Consider the following 21070-nt stretch of genomic DNA (forward strand, 5'->3'; position numbering starts at 1 on the left):
TATCCAAGCGGATTGCCGATCACAAGGCGGGAAGCGGGTCAGGAATGCTCTGCGCGCAGACGATCACGGTGCCGTGACAGCCACAGCGCTGCCGTGATCAGAGGCATGTCCTGATAGGTCTGCGTGTCGATCCCGGCCATCATCCCCTCGTAGCTGAGGGTCTTGCTGCGGATATCTTCGCCTTCGCCAGCAACGCCACCACCGCCCGAGACATCAGAAAGGTCCGCTATACCGATGAAAATGTGTATATATTCTCCCAAAGCCCCGCTGGAAGGGTAGCCCTGTGCCACGGCCTCCAGGTGCTGGATGGTAACGCCCGCTTCCTCCACTGCTTCGCGCCGGGCGGTCTCCTCTGCGCTCTCGCCTGGGTCGATCACGCCGGCGACCGGCTCCCACATCCAGGGGTGGGCGTCGCCCATCATGAAGGGTGGTGCGCGGAATTGTTCCACCAGCAGCACCTGATCGCGCACAGGATCGTAGGGCAGCACAACGGCTGCGTGGCCCGCCATCGACGCCGACCGGTTCAGCACCGGGCTCATGCTGCCATCGAACCTACGGAACTGAAGGTCCATCTCCTCCATCGCGAAGAAGTTCAGATGGGCGCGTTTGTGGGAATGGACAATCACGTCGCGGCTGAGGTCATGCACCCCGTCGCCGGGCCGGGCCTGCCCCGCCAGCCAGGCGGCGGCACGGCGGCGGACAGAGGGAAAACTGCGCGCAACCTCTTCTGCGCTCATCCGGCCATGATAGGCCATGACTTCTTGGGCAGCACGCAAGGACAACGCCCCCCATTCGGCCACCCAGGCCGCAAGATCCCAGGGCTCCGCTGTCTGCCAAAGCCCCGGCTCCGGGAAATAAACCTCAGCCGCGGCCGTGCTTTCATCCGCCAGCTCCACTGTAACCGGCTTGAGCGAATAGCCGAAGCCGCCCTCATAGAAGTTCAAGGCATCCAGATCGGCTGGTGTCAGATCCCGTACCAGCACGCCATCTGCCGTGGCACCCTGGCGTTCCTCGATTGCAGGAAAGGGCTGGCCGGCCACCTGATAGACGCCGTGACCGGACAGTTTGGCAGGCCGCGCCTTCAGCGCGTCCCCGCTGCGGCCCAGAACCAGTTCAAGCAAAGGCAAATGGCGCAGCGTGCCAAAGAAGAAGAGATCAGCCACGGAAGACAACCTGTTGTTTATAATTGTTTTAGCGCCAGCGCTGAGAGGCATTTTCGGTTACAAGACCGGCCAGAGCCCCGCCAACCACCAAGGGTATCACCACCGACGGCACGGCGATAAGAAAGAAGTATTCCATGCCAATGACAAAGATCTGCGACAGCGCCTCGAACGGGCCGCCGTAGCGGTGCCGCATGGCAAGGCGGAACATTTCCCATGCGCCCTGAACAAACAGCGCCCACAGCACCAGCACAGCCATGCCAGTCAGGCCATTGTTGATCGCAGGCACAACCCCGCGGCCGGCGCGTTTACCCATGAAGATCCAGCCGCAAAGAAGCCCCAGCACCACGTTTATATGCACGAAATATCCGAAGTTGGTGCCCACGGGCAGCAAGGGCATGACCAGAAATGATACGACGAACGCCAGTGTTGCCAGGGAAATTGCGGCGGCAAGGCGGGCTCCGGTGGGCATATCAGGTCAGTTCCGTAACGCAGTTCAGTTAGCGATGCGCAACTGTAATCTGCGTCACGTCGCAATTTCCAGTCCTAAAGGCAGCCGCGCAGGAAGTGAGGTAAAAGTTCCACATCTTTCGGAACCGCTCATCAAAGCCAAGGGCTGCGATCCGGTCCCACCGGGTGTTAAAGGTGTCGTGCCAGCGCCTGAGTGTCTGGTCGTAACTGCTTCCGAATTCGATCGACCGCACGACGCCCAGGCCCGCCTGTTCCACCTGGGCGCGCAGCACCGCCGGTGACGGCAGCATGCCGCCCGGAAAGATATGCTTCTGGATGAAATCTACACCCTTGCGGTAGACCTCCCAGCGCCTGTCTGCCACGGTTATGATCTGCAGGGTCGCCTTGCCGCCGGGCTTCAGACGGTCGCGGACCGCGCCGAAATATGCGGGCCAGTATTTCTCGCCAACCGCCTCGAACATCTCTATTGAAGCGATACCGTCGAATTGCCCACGGCAATCGCGGTAGTCCTGCAGGCGCAATTCCACCCGCCCGGAAAGACCTGCCTTTTCAATTCGTTGCCGGGCAAACCTTAACTGTTCCTTACTGATTGTCAGCCCGGTCACCTTCAAGCCGCGCTCTTTGGCGGCATATTCGGCAAAGCCGCCCCAGCCGCAGCCGATTTCCAACACATGATCGCCGGGCTGCACCCCCATCTGATCGACCAAGGAAGCGTATTTGGCGGTCTGCGCCGCCTCAAGGCTGTCCTGGCCGCTGCGGAACAGGGCGCTGGAATAGGTCATCGTGTCATCAAGCCAAAGCTGGTAGAACGCGTTCCCCAGATCGTAATGATGGGCGATGTTTTTCTTTGCTTGGCGGCGGTGGTTGCGATGCAGCCAGAAGCGGAACCGTTCATAGGCCCGCGCCAGCCCCTGGCCCGGAAACCCGTCATAGACGGTATCCGCCCCCATGTGCACGAGATCCATAAAGGCCTGCAGGTCGGAAGTGCTCCACCAGCCTTCGAGATAGGCAACCGAGAAGCCGAGATCGCCCTCGCGGATCAGGCGGGCAAAGCAATCGGGGTGGTGGATGATCAGATCCGCCGCGGGGCCCGGCTTGCCGCCCCTGGCAGTGAAAATGCGCCCGTCCGGCAGCTGAATATCCAGCTGCCCGACCTCCATGGCCTTTACCTTGACAAACACTGCCGGAAAGTAGCGCGGCAGGTCTTTCTGGCCCTCAACGGACGTGAACTTCATTCGCTTCCCCCTGTGCAGGAAACAGGCGTGCTATGGGAAAAAGCTAGGCCGCAGGGGGCTTTGAGGCAAGGAAACTATGCGTCATCGGTCTTCACGGCTGTCGTGATAGGCCGTGAGTGCGCGGTCCCGGCCTGCCTGAAGACTGATGACCGGCTCTGCCCGCGCCTCGTCCGGTGACAGGCCCCATGACAGCGGTGCTGCATCATAAAAATCAAGCGCGGTCTGCGGCGGATTTCCCCGGCCTTCGGCAATCCAGCGGCGGGTGTAGGCGCCATCGGGGTCGAATTTGTCCAGCTGGCCCGACGGGTTGAACACGCGGAAGAACGGCGCCGCATCAGGGCCGGAGCCCGCCACCCATTGCCAGCCCATGGCGTTGGAGGCCGGATCCCAGTCCACCAGCGTGCCGGCAAACCAATCCATGCCGATTTTCCAATGCGTCATCAGATGCTTAGTGAGGAAACTTGCCACGATCATCCGGGCCCGGTTGTGCATCTTTCCGGTCACGAAAAGCTCCCGCATGGCGGCATCGACAAAGCCGTATCCGGTCCGGCCCCGCTGCCAGGCCTGCACTTTCGGGGTTACCTCCTGCGACCAAGGGAAATCCTGCCATTCCTCCCGCCAGCTTTCAGTCAGAATATGCGGTGAATTGTACATCAGGTGATAAGCAAACTCGCGCCAGACCACCTCCTTCAGGAAGGTCTCGCCCCCCTGGCTGGCCTGCTCCATGGCTGCCCGGCCCCTGTGCCAAAGGCGGTGCGGGCTGATTTCGCCCCAGGCGAGGTTTTCCGACAGGCCGGAGGTTGCGTCCTCGCCTGGAAAGTCACGGCGGTCCTTGTAGGCAAAGACCTTGTTTTCCAGGAATTCATCCAGCCGCGCCTGCGCCGCAGCCTCCCCCACGCGGCAATAGCGCGCCACAACTTCGGCGCCGCGGCGCATGGCGGCGCCCAAGTTCCACGCAGCCAGATCATCACTGGCAGGCCATCTGTCCGGAGCGGGCAGCTTGCCCGGCGCAGGCAGCAGCCTGTCCACATCACGCACCCGCACGGATTTCCAGAACGGGGTAAAGACCTTGTACATGCCGCCGGTCTTGGTTTCGACAGACCAGGGCTCAAACAGCAGCCGCCCGCCGTGGGACTTGGCCGCAATCCCCTGGGCCTTCAGCTGTTGTTTGACCTCTGTGTCACGGGTTATGGCCTGCGGATCGTAGAGGCGGGACCAGTGAACGGCCCCTGCCCCGGTTTCCTTGATAAGTTCCTGAAGCTCCGCCAGCGCTTCGCCGCGGCGCAGGATGAGGCGCGACCCGGCCTTTTCCAGCTCTCGCGCGAAATGCTCCAGCCCCAGGCCGAGGCGGAACTTGGGTGCGGCGCCCAGCGCCTCGTCCTGTTTGTCGAGGATGTAAACAGGCAGCACAGCTGCGCCGCTGTTCACAGCAGCCGTGAGGGCCGGATTGTCTGCCAGGCGGAGGTCCCGCCTGATCCACCAGATGACCGGGGCATGGCTGCTCATGTCTTTGTCCTTGTGCGGTTCCTGTTACAGCACCCGGTCCAAGGCCTCGATCAGCTTGGCGACCTCCGCCTCGGACGTGTAGTGCGTAAAACTGATACGCAGCACGCCCTCGCTTGGATCAATGCCCATCGCCTCCAGCGCGCGCACGGCGTAGAAATCGCCGCCGCCGGCCATGATGCCGTGCTCTGCCAGCTGCGCCGCAACGGGTTCAGCTGTGCGGTTGAGGGCCAGGGCCACGGTGGGCGCGCGGTTTTCGGCGGTGGACGGGCCCAGCAGGCGCAGATCGTTGCGGTCCTTCACTGCGTCCAGCAGCGGCTGCAGCAGCTTGATCTCATGCGCGCGCATCAGATCGTGGACAAAGGCGCCGGTTTCGGCCGCAGAGCCGGAGTGGCCGTGATGATCCGCCAGCGCCTCGAAATAATCCGCCATGCCAGCGGAGGCCGCCACCTGGGCGTGGTCGGGGCCGGCCGGGGTGAAGCGTTTATAGAGATCGCCTGCATTGAAGTAATGCGCCTGGTTCGGCAGCAGCGCGCCCAGCGCCCGGCGGATCACCATGACGCCCTGATGCGGGCCGTAGGTCTTGTAGGAGGAGAACAGGTAGATGTCGGCGCCCAGTTCATCGACGTTGGGCAGCCCGTGCGGTGCGTAAGAGACACCATCGACGCAGACAAAGGCACCTGCGGCATGGGCCATCGCGGTGATCTCCGCCACCGGGTTGATTTCCCCCACCACGTTGGAGCAATGCGGGAAGCAGACCAGGCGGACGTTTTCATCCAGCAGGTTTTCCAGCTGTGCCGTATCCAGGTGGCCGGTCTGCGGGTCGAGCTTCCATTCGCGGACTTCGATGCCTTCCTCTGCCAGCCGCCGCCATGGGCCTGTGTTGGCCTCGTGGTCCTGGTTGGTGACGATGATGGCTTCTCCGGGCTTCATCATCTTGCGGAAGGCCTGCGCCAGCACATAGGTGTTCTGCGTGGTCGAGGGGCCAAAGCTCAGCTCATCCGTGGCAACGCCCATCAGCGCGGCCAGGCGGGTGCGGGCCTCGTCCATTTCCGCGCCGCCAAGGCGGGACGCCTCATAGGGCGCGTAGGGCTGCACCTTGCGCTGGGTGTAAAAGCGGGTCAGCCGGTCTATCACATGACGGCAGGTGTAGGACCCGCCCGCGTTTTCAAAGAACGCCTGCCCGTTCAGGCTGGGTTCTGCAAAGGCGGGGAACTGTGCCCGGACGAAATCAATATCCAAAACGCTCATCGCGTGTCTCCTCAATCGCTGCGGTTCAGGGGGCGACCGGCACATGCCAGGGATCACCCCGAACATGGCAGGTCTTCCAGCCGAGCCGCGCTCCCGCTCAAGGATTGAGGGATCGCAGGCAGCCCTGCAAGGCGAAAAGCCGAAGCAGGACACGAGGGTCGTAACGTAGCGGTGGCGGTCCGGTCAAGCGGCAAGGCTGATGCCGTAAACTGTCATCAGAGCATGGCAGTCTGGCGGCATCACATCATGGAGGATTGGATATGGTTTTTGCACCAAAGGATTTTCTGGTCTGGGGCGAGCTGCCGGTCAGCGACCTGGACGTGGCGGTTACCTTTTACAGCAAGGTGACCGGCGCCGATTTGAGCATCGACAGCAGCGGACCCAATCCGATTGCGATGTTCAAGCCTGCTGATGAGGCAACCGGTGTTGCACTGCATCTCTATCCCGGCAAACCCGCAGGCGATGGCCGCGGCCCGACACTGCATCTGACTGCCGAAGGCGAACTGGAAGACGTGATGGAACGCGTCACGGACGCAGGCGGCAAGGTGGTCTCCGGGACCATCGAGATCCCGCCCGGGCGGTTCTTTTATGCCACCGACCCGGATGGCAATTCGCTGGGTTTCTTCAAATACAATAGCTGACAAAGCGAACACCCCGGCAGAATTGCCGGGGTGTTCTGTCATTCATTGCAAGATGCCCTAGCGTGCCTCTGTCTGCAGGCCGCGGAAGATCGCCCAGCACATCAGCAGCAGCACCACAGTGAATGGCAGGCCGGTAGAGATCACCATTGCCTGCAGCGCGCCAAGACCGCCGCCGAGCAGCAGAACGATGGCAAAGGCGCCCTCAAAGATGCACCAGAACACCCGCTGCGGCACCGGCGCGTCGACCTTGCCGCCAGCGGTGATGGTGTCGATCACCAGCGATCCGGAGTCGGAGGAGGTCACAAAGAACACCACCACCAGAATGATCCCGACAAAGGAAGTGATCCCGGCCAGCGGCAACTCTCCCAGCATCTTGAACAGCTTGAGTTCAAGCGCCGCGTCCTGTGCACCGGTGAAGCCGTCAGAAAGCACCTGGTGAATGGCGGTGCCGCCGAAAACGCTCATCCACAGGACACAGACGAGGCTGGGGATCAGCAGCACACAGATCACGAACTCCCGGACTGTGCGGCCTCGGCTGACGCGGGCGATGAACATGCCCACAAACGGCGACCAGCTGATCCACCAGGCCCAGTAGAAGGCGGTCCAGCCCTGGCTGAAGTTCACGTCTTCGCGCCCGATCGGGTTGGAGAGAGCCGGCAGATACACGACATAGGCCACCAGGCTGGCGGCAAAACCTGTCAGGATGGCCGCAGTCGGGCCGACCAGAAGCACGAACACCAGCAACAAGAAGGCCAGCCCCATATTGATCTCCGACAGCACCTTCACGCCGCCGTCGAGGTCGCGCAGGACCGAGATCAGCGCAACGGCCGTAATCGCGGAAATCAGGATGACTTCGGTGGTGGCACCGGTCGGCACGCCGAACAGCTCATTCAGGCCTGCGCTGGCCTGGGTCGCGCCGAAGCCAAGCGAGGTCGCGAGGCCGAACAGCGTGGCAAAGACCGCCAGGATGTCGATGACGTAGCCAGTCCCCCCCAGACGCGTTCGCCGAAAATCGGATAAAAGGCAGAGCGGATGGTGAGCGGCAGCCCCTTGTTGTAGGTGAACAGCGCCAAAGCCAACGCCACAATGGCGTAAATGGCCCAGGGGTGAAGCCCCCAGTGGAAAATCGTCGCGGCCATGCCCAGGCGCACCGCCTCTGCCTCATCCCCCGCTGCAGCCCCCAGCGGAGCCCAGTCGGTTCGGGCGCCGCCGCCCTCAGGCACCGCAGTGCCGCCGAACGCAGTTGAGAAATGGCTCATCGGCTCACTGACGCCGTAGAACATGAGGCCAATGCCCATGCCTGCGGCAAACAGCATCGCAAACCACCCCATGTAGCTGTAATCAGGCGTGGCTTCGTTGCCTCCCAGGCGCACCTTGCCCGAGGGGGAAACGATCAGAAACAAGCAGAAAAGCACAAACAGGTCTGCCGCGCCGAAGAAGAACCAGTCGAAACTGCTGGTGACGGCGGGACGCAGCCAGTTGAAGAAGGCGCCAGCCTGTTCCGGCAGCGCCAGCGCGTAGAATACGAAAGCCACGATCACGAGGCCTGAGACCAGGAACACCGGGTTATGGATGTCGACCCCGAACGGGCCGATCTGGGTGTTGATATTGTCCTGGCCTATCTCGTAGTCGGTATCAATGACATCCGCTTCGCCCTCGGGCGCAGGGATACCCTGATTGGTGGTTTCGTCAGCCATTTCGGCCTCCTTTAGCAATTACTTTGCATCGCAAGCCAAGGCCTGCGCGCTCAAACAGGACAGCATGCAGCCACTTCCCGCGGTGGAGGGCGACGGAACCGGCGCATTGGCTTTGAAACCTAGGGATTCCAGCCCTCATATTCAGATTTTTTGCAGGGTTCCGGGGCACCGGCCTGGACACCACTGGGCGCAACAGCAAACAGGACCGCTTACAAGCGCCGCTGCCTGCCCGGGACTGCAGCCCCCCAATGAAAAACGCGCGGACATCGCCACGCGTCTTCCGACAGATGCAAGCTACTATAAGGATTTAAGCGTTGACGTCCACCACCACACGGCCTTTGACCTGCCCCTTGAGGATGTCCGCGCCCAGTTGCGGCAAGTCGCTGAGGGCCGCGGGCTGGATCATCGCCTCCAGCTTGTCCATCGGCAGGTCGTTGGCGATCCGCTGCCACGCCCGGACGCGGTTGTCATAGGGCTGCATCACTGAATCGATGCCCAGCAGATTCACCCCCCGCAGCAGGAACGGGATAACGGTCGCCGGGAGCCCGGCACCGCCAGCTAGGCCCACAGCTGCCACCGAGGCACCGTATTTCATCTGCCCCAGCACCCGCGCGAGCATGGCACCGCCAACCGCATCGACGCAGCCAGCCCAGGATTCGCTTTCCAGAGGGCGCTTGGTGGTCTCATTGATCTCCTCACGTGCCACAATCTGGGTCGCGCCAAGAGACTTCAGGTAGTCCGCTGTCTCTGGCCGTCCGGTCACACCGGCAACTTCATAACCCCGGTTCGCCAGGATTGCGGTGGCAACAGAGCCGACACCGCCCGCAGCCCCGGTGACCAGCACCGGGCCATGACCGGGTTCCAGCCCGTGATCCTCCAGCGCCATCACTGCCAGCATAGCGGTAAAGCCCGCGGTGCCCACTGCCATGGCCTGGCGGCTGTCCAGTCCCTCGGGCAGCGGCACCAGCCAGTCGGCGCGCACATTGGCTTTCTGGCTATAACCACCCCAATGGGCCTCGCCCACGCGCCAGCCGGTCAGCACAACCTTGTCGCCCGGCTTGTAGCGGTCATCCGACGACGCCTCGACAGTGCCGGCAAAGTCGATGCCCGGCACATGCGGGTACTTGCGCACCAGCCCGCCGCCCGGCCCGATGCACAGCCCGTCCTTGTAGTTCACCGTGGAGTATTCCACTGCCACCGTCACTTCGCCCTCTGGCAGCTGATCCAGGCTGATCTGCTCCACCGCGGCCGAGGTCTTGCCGCTGTCTTCGTCCTTGTTCACCACCAGTGCATTGAACATCTTGCCATCCTTTCCTGTACCGCGAACCAGATCCAGTGTTCATCTGGCCCAAATTATCCCAGGGGAGCAGCGGCGGGAGCAGCGCCCCCGGCGCTTTGCATCACCGCCAGAACTTCTCCTGAACTGTTGCCGGCAGCATTCCTGCCGGTGTCTCAACTTCCAACGCAGTGCCCGGCGCCCAATGAGACCGGTCCACCATGCCTATCGCGGCGTTCACCTGAAATTCAGGTGAGAAAATGGCCGAGCCGACCTCTCCAACCCGGCGCCCGTCCGCAAAAAGCGGCCAGGCGTCCAGGCAAGGCGGGATCTCTCCGCCGATCACCAGCGGCCGGATCTGGCGTTGCGGCCCGTTTGCGGCCTGCTCCGCCAGCGCGGCCTTGCCAATGTAGTCTTCCGGCGAGTTGCAGAACTTGCCCAGGCCGCATTCATAAGGCGTGTTGTCGCGGGTCATGTCGTTGCCATAGCTCAGCAGCCCGCTTTCGACCCGCTCGATGGCGTTGGGGCAGCCTGCCCGCACGTTCAGGTCTTCGCCTGCCGCAAACAACGCGTTCCACAGCGGCATGCCCAGATCAGCGCCTTCGACGTAGACCTCGAAGCCGCCCTGTTTGGACCAGCCGGAGCGTGCCACCACCAGCTCTGCCCCCTGGAAATCCAGGCGCTTGTAGCGGAAAAACCGGACATCGCGCACCGCCTCGCCAAAGACGCGTGCCATCAGCTCATCCGCCTTGGGCCCCTGCACAGCCAGCGGCGAGACATCGGGCTCTGTGATCTCCACATCAAACCCTTTGGCAATGGCGATCCCCAGCGCAAACTGCAGCAGATCGCCATCCGCCAGCGACAGCCAGTAGTGGTCCGCAGCCAGTTTCACGGCCACCGGATCGTTCAGCATGCCGCCCTTGTGGTCGACCGTCGGCACGTAATAGCATTGGTCGTCTGCCATCTTGTCCATATCGCGCGGGCTGATCAGCTTCATCAGCCGCAGCGCATCCGGTCCCTTGATGCTGACCTGGCGCTCGCAGGCGACATCCCAGACCTGCACATGCTCTTTCAGGTGGGCGCAGTCGTATTCCAGGCTGTCAAACACCGTTGCCAGCAGCATGTGATTATAAACCGTGTAGCCCTTGACGCCCGCGGCCTCGACACCGGGGGAAAAGGGCGTGCGCCGGATGCGGCGGGAGGGAAAGATGCTTGCCATGCTCAAGTCTCCGTTTGAGCGTTTCAGGTAATTGGCTGCACGCGGCAGAACCAATGCCGCAAAAGCCTGCGTACAGAGGATCCAAGCATTGCCCTCTCCCGACTCAAGCCTTAGGTTCTAAATGTCAGACTTTTAAATGTCAGACAAATGATTTTTTGCCGGGGCCGCGCCCGGCGCAGCCAACTGACAGGACCAATGGCATGAAAATCGATCCCAATAGTTCCGCTGATCTGTCGGTTCAGATAGCCCAGGCAATCAAGGATGCCATCATCTCGGGCGAATTGATCGTGGATGAGCGGCTGCCGTCCGAGGCAGAGCTGTCGGATCATTTCCAGGTGTCCCGCCCAACGGTCCGCGAGGCGCTGAAACGGCTGGCGGCGCAATCCCTTATCCGCACCCAGCGCGGCGCCTCCGGCGGGGCCTTTGTGAACCGGCTGAGCTTTGAGGATGCCTATGCGCAGCAGGTCACCACCTCGACCCTGCTTCTGAGCATGAACGAAGTGAGCTTTGATACCGCCTGCGAGGCGCGCTATGCACTGGAGCGCGCCTGCGCACCGCTGTCGGCTGCCCGCCGCAGCGCTGACCAGCTGGCGACCATGCGGGCGGAGATCTTCCGTCAAGGCCAACCAGGGCTGACGGATGTGGCCTTCTGCGCCTCCGATGTGGCCTTTCACCGCGCTCTGGTGGACGGGGCCGGTAATCCGGTGCTGTCCTATCAACTGGCTGGCGCTGTCGAGGCGATGCAGCCCCTGATGAACATGATTACCTTCACCGCCCGTGACCGCGCGGTGATCACCGGCCTTCATACCCGGATTGCCGATGCCATTGAGGCTGGCGACAGCGGTGCTGCCGTTGCAGGGCTGCAGGATTTGGAGGATGAGACCCGCAAGCTGGCAGCTGATGTCTTTGCTGCCCGGGCTGCACCGTAGGGATTTGTTAACCATGAACCGGGGGGGAATACTGCTTGGTCAAACCCGGTTCCGCCCTGTCTCCTGATATCTGGCTGCGCGATATTATTCGCCTGCAAGGCGGTGCAGAACGGCGGTGTGGTCCGCCGTAAGCGCCGCGACATCGAACGTTATGCCGGGATGGAGGCCTTTCTGGCTGAGGTGCGCGCCCGCGGGTTTCAGGCAGTGTAGAACCGCGAGCAGGTCATCATCTTCTGCAATAGCGCCCCAATCCTCAAACTTGTCTAGCACCTCCGTTTTCCGGCGCGGGAAACGGCCAAAAATCCTGCGAGGATTTTCGGGGGCTGCGGTTTCGGCTGACACCAGTTTTCCGCACCGGAAAACTGGCCGGAATCCTCTCAGGATTCCGGTTCTGCCCTTTGCAACCGCCGAGAAGCCGACTATATGACTTCTGTTCCCTTGTGGAACTATGGACATAAACGCGCTCGTAATAAGCGGATCGGACCCGGGGGCGGTACCCGGCGGCTCCACCAATATCCTTCGTTTGGGGATCATGGGGCCGAAACAGGATCGACGGACGTCTAAAGGGGTTTTGCTTTGTCTCGGCGGGGTGCCACCGTACCGGCCCAAACAGTACAATTGCAAACGACAATCGTGCTCCGGTTGCTCTGGCTGCGTAAGCAGTTCGAGGAATCGAAATCTAAGCCCTTGCGCCTAGCCGCGTAAGGCGGGGTTCGCAGGTACCTGGCAACAGAAACCTGCACTCTCTCAGCAAAGCCCTGTTGCGCCATAGTTGTTCTGCGCAGAACAAGTGCCTTGGTGGAAATTCCGCGCAACCTTGGCGATGTCAAACCGCTTTAAGCTTGAAACTCCATCCTCAAACATGGTTCCTGAGGAAACACGCGTTACCGCTGGAAGGACCAAGAAGTGGCGATGTCAAAAATTGAAACTCTGCTCCTCTGGCTGAATGAAACCTGGGGCAACAGGAACTTCAACTATGCGGACAAGCTTCTGACGGAAGACGCCACAGTCCGCGGTGCAATGACCCGGGAACCTGTCAGCGTCGGCGAAGTCAAGGAGTTTGCGCAAACGATCAGCGGCCTCCTTGGACCGATAAACGCATCTTCGGAACTGGCGGTTGAACAAGGCGACTGGCTGGCAGCCCGGGTGATAGTCGAGACCGAAAACCCGCGCGACCGGACACCGTTTCGCTTCAGCGATCATTTTTTTGTGCGGTTCGAAGGCGGCAAGATCGCCGAAGTGATCAGCCAGCTGGATTACTTCACCCTGTTTGAAAACCTGGGCCAGCTGCCGCCGGAGGCGCTTGCCGCCTGCATGACCGGGGAAACCCTTGACTGGAAACAGTCCGGGCTTGACACGGACCCTTAGGCTCCGGTCTCATGGCTTTCATGGGGAGAGACGCGAACGCCCCGTGAGGCGACAGCCCAAGGTTCGCATGTTAACCTTGCTAGCGAGGAGACATGCCCATGGCTGCCCCGAATGAAATCACCCCTGCCCAGCTCTTGCGCCTGATCGGCACGCCCGATGCGCCGGTCCTGGCGGATATCTGCATCGACGAAGACTTCGACGCGGATCCCTATCTGATCCCCGGATCCTACCGGCACCCGCATACCGGCATCGAAAGCCTCAAGGAACGCCTAAACGGGCGGCGCTGTGTTGTGATCTGCCAGAAGGGCCTGAAACTGTCGCAGGGCGTAGCCGCCTGGCTGCGCAATGACGGCATCAAAGCGGAGTATCTCCAAGGCGGAATGCACGGCTGGCGTGACCACAAGGACGCGCCGCGCATTCCAGCCAGCGCCCTACCCGCAGCCGTTGGCGTCAGCACCCTTTGGGTGACCCGCCACCGCCCCAAGATCGACCGCATCGCCTGCCCCTGGCTGATCCGCCGCTTTGTGGACGCCCAGGCGCGCTTCCTGTTCGTTTCACCATCCGAAGTTGCAGGTGTTGCAGAGCGCTTCGGCGCCACGCCCTTTGATGTCGAGGATGTGTTCTGGTCGCACAGGGATGAGTTTTGCACCTTTGACACCATGCTGGACGAGTTCGGCCTCAGAACCCCGGCGCTTGACACCTTGGCCCGGGTTGTGAGAGGCGCCGACACCAACCGGCACGATCTGGCGCCTGAGTCAGCGGGGCTTCTCGCACTCTCGGTCGGGCTGTCGCGCCAGTTCAAGGATGACCATCAGCAGCTTGAGGCAGGCATGATCCTTTATGACGCATTGTACCGCTGGGCCCGGGACGGGCGCGGGGAAGGCCATGATTGGCCCGCGGACCGGAAATCATGAACCCGCCCGCCTGGGCGGAGATGTTCCGCGTCTTCGGGCGCATCGGCGTGCTGAGCTTTGGCGGCCCGGCAGCCCAGATCGCCGTTATGCACAAGGAACTGGTGGAGGACCGTCCCTGGCTGAGCGAAGAGAGTTTTCTGCGCGGGCTCAGTTTCTGCATGCTCTTGCCGGGACCGGAAGCGATGCAACTGGCCACCTATACCGGCTGGCGGATGCGCGGCACTGCAGGCGGGCTGCTGGCAGGTCTGCTGTTTGTGCTACCGGGTGCGGCAGTGATTGCAGCCCTGGTCTGGCTTTACGCGCTTTTCGGCACGTTGCCGACGGTGCAGTCGGCCTTCCTGGGTGTCAAGGCAGCAGTGGTCGTCATCATCTTACAGGCCATGCGCCGGCTTGCCGGAAAGGCGCTGAAGCAACCGTTGGACTGGACGCTGGCGGGGTTTGGCTTTGCCGCGCTGTTCCTGCTGAACCTGCCGTTTCCGCTGGTGGTTCTGGCCGCCGCCTGTTTAGGCCTGATGCGAAAAGATGCTAATGCCCCCGAAGCGCTGCACTCCCCGCCTGCCAGCAATGGCAGCACCCTGCGGACGATTGCCGTCTGGGGCGCCTTGTGGCTGCTGCCGCTGATTGCCCTGAGCCTGTCAGGAGCGTCATTCCTGGCCGATATCGGCTGGTTCTTTTCCAAGCTCGCTGTGGTGACCTTTGGCGGGGCCTATGCAGTGCTGGCCTACATCAGCCAAACCGTGGTCAGCCAGTTCGGCTGGATCAGCGCCGGCCAGATGATCGACGCATTGGGGCTGGCGGAAACAACCCCAGGCCCGCTGATCCTGGTTACCCAATTCGTCGCCATGCTGTCAGGCCTGCAGGCAGGCGGTTCCGGCCTGTTCCTCGCTGCGGGTGCAGTGGCGCTTTGGGCCACCTTCATGCCTTGCTTCCTGTGGATCTTCGCCGCTGCGCCCTATGTGGAACGCATCGCATCTCATCCGCGCCTCGGGATGGCGCTGAAGGCCGTGACCGCCACTGTTGCGGGCGTCATCCTGAAACTGACAATGTGGTTCCTGATGCATGTCGCATTTGCCGGGACTACAGTATTTGAGGCCGGCATTCTGCACATTCCTGTCCCCGTATGGAACAGCGTGAACACGCCAGCCTTGGTGCTGGTTCTGCTTGCCCCGCTGGTGGCGCGAGCTGTGCGCGGCAATATGCTGCTCTTGCTGGCAATGATGTCGGCTGCTGGCCTGACCATCGCTGAATTACCGTTTGCAATCAGCTGACTGCGGTTTGTCAGAGGGCTTGACCTGCAGCAAAAATAATTGAGCGGCCCGCAAGGCTGCTCTTTTGTTTCCGGCAGAATCTCTTATGCTTAACAGCAAATGAACAAAGGGTGACTGCATGTCCCGTGAAATCGACTATGGCAACCTGATGCACTCTGCCATGCGCGGCCTAATCCGGACCGTGCTGCAGGACGTTTCCGATAATGGTTTGCCTGGCAACCATCACTTTTTCATAACCTTCGACACTGCCCATCCGGACGTGGAACTGGCGGACTGGCTGTCCGACCGCTACCCGGGTGAAATGACCGTGGTCATGCAACACTGGTTTGACAATCTGACGGTTGATGAAGACGGCTTTGGGGTCACGCTGAACTTCGGCGACTCGCCTGAGCCGCTTTATATTCCCTATGATGCAATCCGCACCTTTGTGGATCCTTCGGTGGAGTTCGGTCTGCGGTTTGAAAGCGCAGATGAAGACGCAGACGGCTACTCTGCAGAACCGGACGCAGAGGACGAACCTGTCAGTGCTGAGGACCAGCCGGAACCCAAGAAAAAGGACGCTGATGTGGTGTCGCTTGACAGTTTCCGCAAATAATCTGCCTGATTTCCAGGCCACAGGATCAGGCAGCCCGGCGGGCTGCCTTTTTTGTTATGGCAAACGCAGGTCTTTAGTGCCGGACGAGGAAGGTCTTCAGCTGCCGCTGCGGCTCGCCGTTCAGACGGGAAATATAGACCAGATCGAGCCCTCCGTCCGCCAGCGTCCGGTCGTACTGCTGCATCTCGTAGTCGCCGTTTGGATGTATGAACAGCGAAAACACAGTCAGGGTGTCGCCGGTGATCCGCCCCCAAACAAAGGGTTCGCCTTCCATTGGATCAAGCGGCACTTCATGGCCGAAGACATTCCGCTTCATAGCTGCTGAATAAACACCGTCGCGCCGGGACGTCTGGAATTCTATCTCGTAGGTTTTGGATTTCCTGCTGCCGTCGTCCCGCTCCGTCGTGGAGGTCCATTTGATGGTGAACCCTTTCTTCATTTCGCGGATTACCACGCTCATGTCGCGCGGATCTGTGTCGCCGTCGGCCTTGACGATTTCGACACTGCCGGAGTACTCGCCCGCGAACTGCGCGATCCCGGCTGCAATCCCCTGCCCGGCTGCAGCCGCTAGAATACCGCCCGCCACAAGCAAAGCGGCAAGAGATTTCAACGACATTTCAAGAGACAAGCGGATTGGCACATTCATTTCCTTTCCGGATACAGCATAACCCGTTTCCCGCACCTTAAGCATAGCATGTTCTCAGGCAATGGCACGCGCGGGGTTGTGCCAATTCAACACTATACCTTGCGGTCCTTTTGGCTATGCTGCGCGCAACTGGCCAATTGCGCCGTGATCCGGCACAGGCTAAACGGCATACAATCGCATACTCAACGGAGAGACAGACGGATGTCCGCAACCCGCACCGAAACCGACAGTTTTGGCCCGCTTGAAGTCCCGGCAGAGAAATACTGGGGCGCGCAAACCCAGCGCTCGATCATGAACTTTCCGATCGGCTGGGAAAAGCAGCCGGTGGCAATCGTGCGCGCACTTGGCGTCATCAAGCAGGCTTGCGCCATGGCCAACAAGGCCTCAGGCAAACTGGAAGCGACCATCGCAGATGCGGTGATCCAGGCGGCTGGTGAGGTTATTGAAGGCAAGTTCGACGACAACTTCCCGCTGGTGGTCTGGCAGACCGGCTCCGGCACCCAGTCCAACATGAACTCCAACGAGGTGATCGCCAACCGCGCCATTGAGATCCTGGGCGGCGTGATCGGCTCCAAGGACCCGGTGCACCCGAACGATCATTGCAACATGGGCCAGTCCTCCAACGACACCTTCCCCACTGCCATGCATATCGCCACAGCGATGTCCGTGCGCGACGTGCTGGTGCCGGGCCTGACCAAACTGGCCGAAGGACTGGAGGCCAAGGCAGAAGAGTTCAAAGACATCATCAAGATCGGCCGGACCCACACCCAGGATGCGACCCCGCTGACTCTGGGTCAGGAATTCGGCGGCTACGCGCATCAGATCCGCCAGGGCCTGGCACGGGTCGAGGCAGCAATGCCTGGCATCTATGAGCTGGCGCAAGGCGGCACCGCCGTCGGCACCGGCCTCAACACCCAGAAGGGCTGGGGCGAAACCGTGGCCGCAAACATGGCAGAAATCACCGGCCTGCCCTTTGTCACCGCGCCGAACAAGTTCGAGGCGCTGGCCGCCCATGACGCGATGGTGTTCCTCTCCGGTGCGCTCGCGACCATTGCGGGCAGCTGCTACAAGATCGCCAACGACATCCGCTTCCTCGGTTCCGGCCCGCGCTCCGGTCTGGGCGAGCTGATCCTGCCGGAGAACGAGCCGGGCTCTTCGATCATGCCGGGCAAGGTGAACCCGACCCAGGCAGAGGCGCTGACCCAGGTGGCCGCGCATGTGATGGGCAACGACGCTGCGATCAAGTTCGCAGGCTCGCAAGGCCATTTCGAGCTGAACGTCTACAACCCGATGATGTCCTACAACCTGCTGCAGTCGATCCAGCTTCTGGGTGATGCGGCGGATAGCTTCACCGAGCGGATGCTGAACGGCATCCAAGCCAATGAGCCGCGCATCGACAAGCTGATGAAGGAGTCACTGATGCTGGTAACCGCACTGGCGCCCACCATTGGTTATGACAACGCCACCAAGGTCGCCAAAACCGCGCACAAGAACGGCACCACGCTGAAGGAAGAGGCGATTGCGCTCGGCTTCGTGGATGAAGCCACCTTTGACGCAGTTGTGCGCCCAGAGCAAATGATCGGGCCCAAGGACTGATGGGTAAGCCGGTCAATCTGAACCGGTACAGGAAAGAAAAAGCGCGGGCCGATAAAAAGGCCCGCGCTGACGAGAACGCCGTGACTTTCGGGCGGACCAAGGCAGAGAAAGATCTGGACAAGGCCCGCAATGCGCAAGAGGTCAAACGCTTGGACGAGCACAAACGCGACGAATGAACGGACGCCCCAAGAAGCATTCCCTTACCTTGCGAGGGCATCGCACGTCGGTGTCGCTGGAGGATGATTTCTGGGATGCCTTCCGCGAGATCGCCGCGCAGGAAGACCGGGCAATCAACGACTTGGCAGCCGAAATTGATGAGATCCGCGGCGAGGACTGCGGGCTGGCCTCCGCCATCCGGCTGTTTGTGCTGCGGCGGTTAAGGGCACGTTAACCACAAATTGCCATCGTTGGCTTATGCCAGTTCCTGCCCCTCTTTCCGCTGACGCGTGGTTACAGCAACTGTTCCGTTCTCAGGCGGCTGCGAAAGGCAGTGTGATCCGGCGGCAGAAGCACGATATTGAACGGCTGCTCGGCTGGGACCGGTTTCGGCGGGAACTGAAGCACCGGGGTTTTCATGCGGTGGAAAACGCCGGTCAGGTTGTCATCTTCTGCAATCAGGACGCCGTGCGTATCATCCAGTGACGCAAATTTCTTCGAAGAAATTTGCCAAGAAGATTCTAATTTTCTTGGCTACCTAGGCGACAGCTGCAGCCAGATGCCGTTCTGCGACCGCACTGTCAGATGTGCCACCGGCACCGGCGCCTTGCCCGCCACTGGCTCGATCCGGAGCCGCCGCAGGATCATCGACAGGATCAGCGGTCCCTCGACCATCGCGAACCCGGCACCTGTGCACACGCGGGCACCGGCTGAGAACGGGATATAGGCGTCCCGCTGGCATTGTTTCCCATTCTCCGTCTGCCAGCGCGCCGGATCAAACCCGTCCGGGTTTTCCCACAGCCGCTCATGCCGGTGCAGGTGCCAGGGGCTCAGCACCATCTGCGCGCCCTTCGGAACGTCCCGGTTGCGGAAGCGTTCCGGGCAGGCGGCCTCGCGCACCATCATCGGCACCGGCGGATACAGACGCAGCGTTTCGCGGAACACGTCGCGGCTGATCTTCAGCTTGGACACCGCGGCAAAGCTGCCATCCTCCAGTGCAGCCGCCTCTGCAGCCACTTTCTCCTGCCACTCCGGGTACAGTGCCATCAGGTAAAGCGCCCAAGCCAGGGCTGAGGCGCTGGTTTCATGGCCGGCAAGGAAGAAAATCGCCACCTGATCCACCATCTCATCCGCATCAAAGGTGCTGCCGGTTTCCGGGTCCCGGGTGGTCATGATCTTGGTCGCCAAGTCATCCGGTGCGGTACCCGCCTCGATGGCCGCCATGCGTTCGCTTGTCAGCTGCGCGATCAGCGCCCGGATCTCAGACGCGTTCTGCCGGGTGCCGCGGCGGAAAAAGCGTGGCATCCAGCGCGGCAGAGGCACAAAGGCGGCCAGATTCAGCAAAGGCTGACTGCGCTGGTAGTCGCGGAAACGGGTAAAGACCTGCCCCGCGACCTCGTGCTCGATCGGGATCGAAAACAGCGTGCGGAAAATCACGTCCGCCGCCGCGTGCGAGGTCTCTTCCTCGATTTCCACCAGCCCCTGTTGCCCTTCCAGGCGCGCCACGGCGGCCTCCGCCGCTGCACGCATCGCCGGAAACGTGTCCTTCAGCCGACCGCCCTCAAAAGCCGGATCAATGATCCGCCGCTGCCGCTTCCAAGCTTCGCCGTTGGTCAGGAACACCGAATTCCCCAGCAAGGGCTTCAACCCCTCGGCAATGCGGTCCGATTTCGGGAAATCATCCGGACGCTCCTTCAGCACCCGCTTCACCAGATCCGGCTGGTTGACCAGGAAGGAACGGAAGAACGGCGTGCGGAACTCCGCCATCCAGGCGCGGTACAGTTTCGCGGGCTGGGCTGACAGGATGTCCTGGCGGAACAATTTTACATATCGCCACAGCGATACCCTGTCAGGGCGGGCGGGCGGTTTGGGCGGCATCACTTGGGTCATTCAGCAGCTACCGAAGTGAATTTTGATACCGGCACGTCAATCCGCGACTTTGACGGCTTGCGGTCCCGGTAGCGCTCCGCCAGCGTCAGCGGACCGGCGGTGATGCGGAAGTAGTCGTAGTCGCCGGGCCGGTCGAAGGCGCAGAGATATTGGAAGTGCAGACGGAAGAAGCGCCAGCGCAGCTGCTGCCAGCGTTCCGGGCTGAGAGTCTGGGTGAAAGCGGCAGAGAACACCAAGGGCCAGCGCTTGCCTTCCGGCGCCACTCCGCTGACCGACACCGGGTCGCAGAGGGCAAAGGCACAGCCGTCCCCCGGCGCGGTGACATCTACCCAGGTAAGTTCCCCACGCTGGCACAGGTATTGCAGATCACCTCGCAGCCGCCGCGCCCGCGGCAGGAAGGAGACCATCGGCACCACCTGCCCCAATGTCAGAAACCCCAGGGCGGGCCGGGCCAGCGGCAATCCATCGCGGATCAGATCTGCCAGCACTGACACCCCCAGATGCGCGCCGGAGGAATGTCCGACAACCAGCACTTCATCCACGCTTTGATCTTGCAAGGCCTCTGCAATCAGAGCGCGGAACTGGTCCATCCGGGCCTCCATCTCTGGCGCGATCGCCCCCCGGGTAGCAGCGGCATGTGCGTAGTCATGCATCAGGTAGTAAGCAAAGAACTTGCCATCGCGCTTCTTGAACCATCGCAGTAGCGCATAGCCCGCACCAAGCCCAAGAGCCCAGCCCATCAACGTGGCCGGCAGTCCGCCATGGTTCAGCAGCCCGGCAGGAATGCCAAAGGCATGGGCCACGCCCCAGGCCAGCAGCAGCGCCAGCAGTGCCTGCAGCAGCAGCATTCCCACCGGATAGAGCGCCGCAATCACAGGTCCCTTGCGCAGCCGCATCAGCCGCCGCAGCGCTCCGGTGGAAATGTAGATCCAAGCGGTCCGCACCAGCTGCCAGTAGGTGCCCGGGATCGTGGCCTCCATGCTGCCGCGCACGATGTCGGACCAGACCAGCACCTCAATGTCTGCTTCGGACCGCTGTCCATCCATCTCCGCCGCCGCATGCCAACCATAAGGGCCTTTGGTCTGTTTTGGAGAGAGAGCCAGGCTGTAGCCGGAAACCTCCGCCTGCGCGGCGCCTTCCTTACGGTATAGCTCCCGGTAGCGGCGCGGGTGAATCGGGTCATAGCCGGGGATGTAGAACACCCGCCGCCTGTTCACATGCTGGGGATTGGAACCGGTTTGATCCACACTGACCT

General features: G+C 61.6%; 20 protein-coding genes, 1 other RNA gene and 1 pseudogene. 11 read left to right on the forward strand and 11 right to left on the reverse strand.

Annotated features, from left to right (window positions below):
- Positions 1 to 38: 38 nt before the first annotated feature.
- The 5 genes from RA26_RS00370 to RA26_RS00390 form a co-directional block, all read right to left on the reverse strand.
- Positions 39 to 1163, reverse strand: coding sequence for an NUDIX domain-containing protein (locus RA26_RS00370; protein ID WP_039179820.1), 1125 nt, complete (start codon positions 1161 to 1163; stop codon positions 39 to 41).
- Between the two features lie 28 nt (positions 1164 to 1191).
- Positions 1192 to 1632: a TrgA family protein gene (locus tag RA26_RS00375; RefSeq protein WP_039178326.1), complete on the reverse strand. Its 441-nt coding sequence runs from the start codon at positions 1630 to 1632 to the stop codon at positions 1192 to 1194.
- A gap of 28 nt (positions 1633 to 1660) precedes the next feature.
- A complete protein-coding gene (locus tag RA26_RS00380; RefSeq protein ID WP_039178329.1) occupies positions 1661 to 2866 on the reverse strand; it encodes an SAM-dependent methyltransferase in 1206 nt (401 codons plus the stop codon).
- Positions 2867 to 2947: 81 nt separating this feature from the next.
- A complete protein-coding gene (locus RA26_RS00385) occupies positions 2948 to 4372 on the reverse strand; it encodes a cryptochrome/photolyase family protein (protein ID WP_039178331.1) in 1425 nt (474 codons plus the stop codon).
- 24 nt (positions 4373 to 4396) lie between these two features.
- The gene (locus tag RA26_RS00390) at positions 4397 to 5620 is read right to left on the reverse strand and encodes an aminotransferase class V-fold PLP-dependent enzyme (RefSeq protein WP_039178334.1); all 1224 of its coding nucleotides are present in this window, start codon (positions 5618 to 5620) and stop codon (positions 4397 to 4399) included.
- A gap of 260 nt (positions 5621 to 5880) precedes the next feature.
- On the opposite strand from RA26_RS00390, the gene RA26_RS00395 reads away from it, so the two are divergent.
- Positions 5881 to 6261 carry a VOC family protein gene (locus RA26_RS00395; protein WP_039178339.1) on the forward strand — a complete coding sequence of 127 codons (381 nt, stop codon included), beginning with the start codon at positions 5881 to 5883 and terminating at the stop codon, positions 6259 to 6261.
- A 57-nt stretch (positions 6262 to 6318) separates the two neighbouring features.
- On the opposite strand, the pseudogene RA26_RS00400 reads toward RA26_RS00395, so the two are convergent.
- The 3 genes and pseudogenes from RA26_RS00400 to RA26_RS00410 form a co-directional block, all read right to left on the reverse strand.
- Positions 6319 to 7958, reverse strand: a pseudogene (locus tag RA26_RS00400) (BCCT family transporter).
- Positions 7959 to 8265: 307 nt separating this feature from the next.
- Positions 8266 to 9258 carry an acryloyl-CoA reductase gene (gene acuI / locus RA26_RS00405; RefSeq protein WP_039178342.1) on the reverse strand — a complete coding sequence of 331 codons (993 nt, stop codon included), beginning with the start codon at positions 9256 to 9258 and terminating at the stop codon, positions 8266 to 8268.
- A 100-nt stretch (positions 9259 to 9358) separates the two neighbouring features.
- Positions 9359 to 10453 carry a dimethylsulfoniopropionate demethylase gene (locus RA26_RS00410; RefSeq protein WP_039178346.1) on the reverse strand — a complete coding sequence of 365 codons (1095 nt, stop codon included), beginning with the start codon at positions 10451 to 10453 and terminating at the stop codon, positions 9359 to 9361.
- A 200-nt stretch (positions 10454 to 10653) separates the two neighbouring features.
- On the opposite strand from RA26_RS00410, the gene RA26_RS00415 reads away from it, so the two are divergent.
- The 6 genes from RA26_RS00415 (at position 10654) to RA26_RS00440 (ending at position 15527) form a co-directional block, all read left to right on the forward strand.
- Positions 10654 to 11382 (forward strand): FadR/GntR family transcriptional regulator, encoded by a 729-nt coding sequence (locus RA26_RS00415; protein WP_039178350.1) that lies wholly within the window; start codon positions 10654 to 10656, stop codon positions 11380 to 11382.
- A 393-nt stretch (positions 11383 to 11775) separates the two neighbouring features.
- Positions 11776 to 12126: a transfer-messenger RNA gene (gene ssrA, locus RA26_RS22255) on the forward strand.
- A gap of 168 nt (positions 12127 to 12294) precedes the next feature.
- Complete coding sequence (locus RA26_RS00425) at positions 12295 to 12750, forward strand: ester cyclase (RefSeq protein WP_039178355.1); 456 nt, start codon at positions 12295 to 12297, stop codon at positions 12748 to 12750.
- A 98-nt stretch (positions 12751 to 12848) separates the two neighbouring features.
- Complete coding sequence (locus RA26_RS00430) at positions 12849 to 13664, forward strand: chromate resistance protein ChrB domain-containing protein (RefSeq protein WP_039178360.1); 816 nt, start codon at positions 12849 to 12851, stop codon at positions 13662 to 13664.
- Positions 13661 to 14932, forward strand: a complete 1272-nt coding sequence (gene chrA / locus RA26_RS00435; protein ID WP_039179823.1) for a chromate efflux transporter — start codon at positions 13661 to 13663, stop codon at positions 14930 to 14932. The genes RA26_RS00430 and chrA overlap by 4 nt, the downstream gene beginning before the upstream one ends.
- A 118-nt stretch (positions 14933 to 15050) precedes the next feature.
- Positions 15051 to 15527, forward strand: coding sequence for an SspB family protein (locus RA26_RS00440; protein ID WP_039178362.1), 477 nt, complete (start codon positions 15051 to 15053; stop codon positions 15525 to 15527).
- Between the two features lie 73 nt (positions 15528 to 15600).
- On the opposite strand, the gene RA26_RS00445 is transcribed toward RA26_RS00440, so the two are convergent.
- Complete coding sequence (locus RA26_RS00445) at positions 15601 to 16143, reverse strand: hypothetical protein (protein WP_241482561.1); 543 nt, start codon at positions 16141 to 16143, stop codon at positions 15601 to 15603.
- A gap of 231 nt (positions 16144 to 16374) precedes the next feature.
- Here RA26_RS00445 and fumC point away from each other — a divergent pair, with 231 nt between their 5' ends.
- From fumC to RA26_RS00465, 4 genes are read left to right on the forward strand one after another with little or no spacing between them, the layout of a single operon-like run.
- Positions 16375 to 17769 carry a class II fumarate hydratase gene (fumC, locus tag RA26_RS00450; RefSeq protein ID WP_039178368.1) on the forward strand — a complete coding sequence of 465 codons (1395 nt, stop codon included), beginning with the start codon at positions 16375 to 16377 and terminating at the stop codon, positions 17767 to 17769.
- On the forward strand, positions 17769 to 17945 hold the full coding sequence (locus tag RA26_RS00455; protein WP_039178372.1) for a DUF4169 family protein: 177 nt from the start codon (positions 17769 to 17771) through the stop codon (positions 17943 to 17945). Before fumC ends, RA26_RS00455 begins: the two co-directional genes overlap by 1 nt.
- Positions 17942 to 18160, forward strand: coding sequence for a ribbon-helix-helix domain-containing protein (locus RA26_RS00460; RefSeq protein WP_039178376.1), 219 nt, complete (start codon positions 17942 to 17944; stop codon positions 18158 to 18160). The genes RA26_RS00455 and RA26_RS00460 overlap by 4 nt, the downstream gene beginning before the upstream one ends.
- A 23-nt stretch (positions 18161 to 18183) precedes the next feature.
- Positions 18184 to 18411, forward strand: coding sequence for a hypothetical protein (locus RA26_RS00465; protein ID WP_039178379.1), 228 nt, complete (start codon positions 18184 to 18186; stop codon positions 18409 to 18411).
- A gap of 48 nt (positions 18412 to 18459) precedes the next feature.
- On the opposite strand, the gene RA26_RS00470 is transcribed toward RA26_RS00465, so the two are convergent.
- Both RA26_RS00470 and RA26_RS00475 read right to left on the reverse strand, forming a co-directional pair.
- Positions 18460 to 19815, reverse strand: coding sequence for a cytochrome P450 (locus RA26_RS00470; protein ID WP_039178382.1), 1356 nt, complete (start codon positions 19813 to 19815; stop codon positions 18460 to 18462).
- Positions 19812 to 21062 carry a hypothetical protein gene (locus tag RA26_RS00475; RefSeq protein ID WP_039178385.1) on the reverse strand — a complete coding sequence of 417 codons (1251 nt, stop codon included), beginning with the start codon at positions 21060 to 21062 and terminating at the stop codon, positions 19812 to 19814. The genes RA26_RS00470 and RA26_RS00475 overlap by 4 nt, the downstream gene beginning before the upstream one ends.
- Between the last annotated feature and the right edge of the window lie 8 nt (positions 21063 to 21070).

Origin of the sequence: Leisingera sp. ANG-M7, assembly GCF_000813965.1 — a bacterium.
In the GTDB taxonomy this organism is placed as follows: Bacteria; Pseudomonadota; Alphaproteobacteria; order Rhodobacterales; family Rhodobacteraceae; genus Leisingera.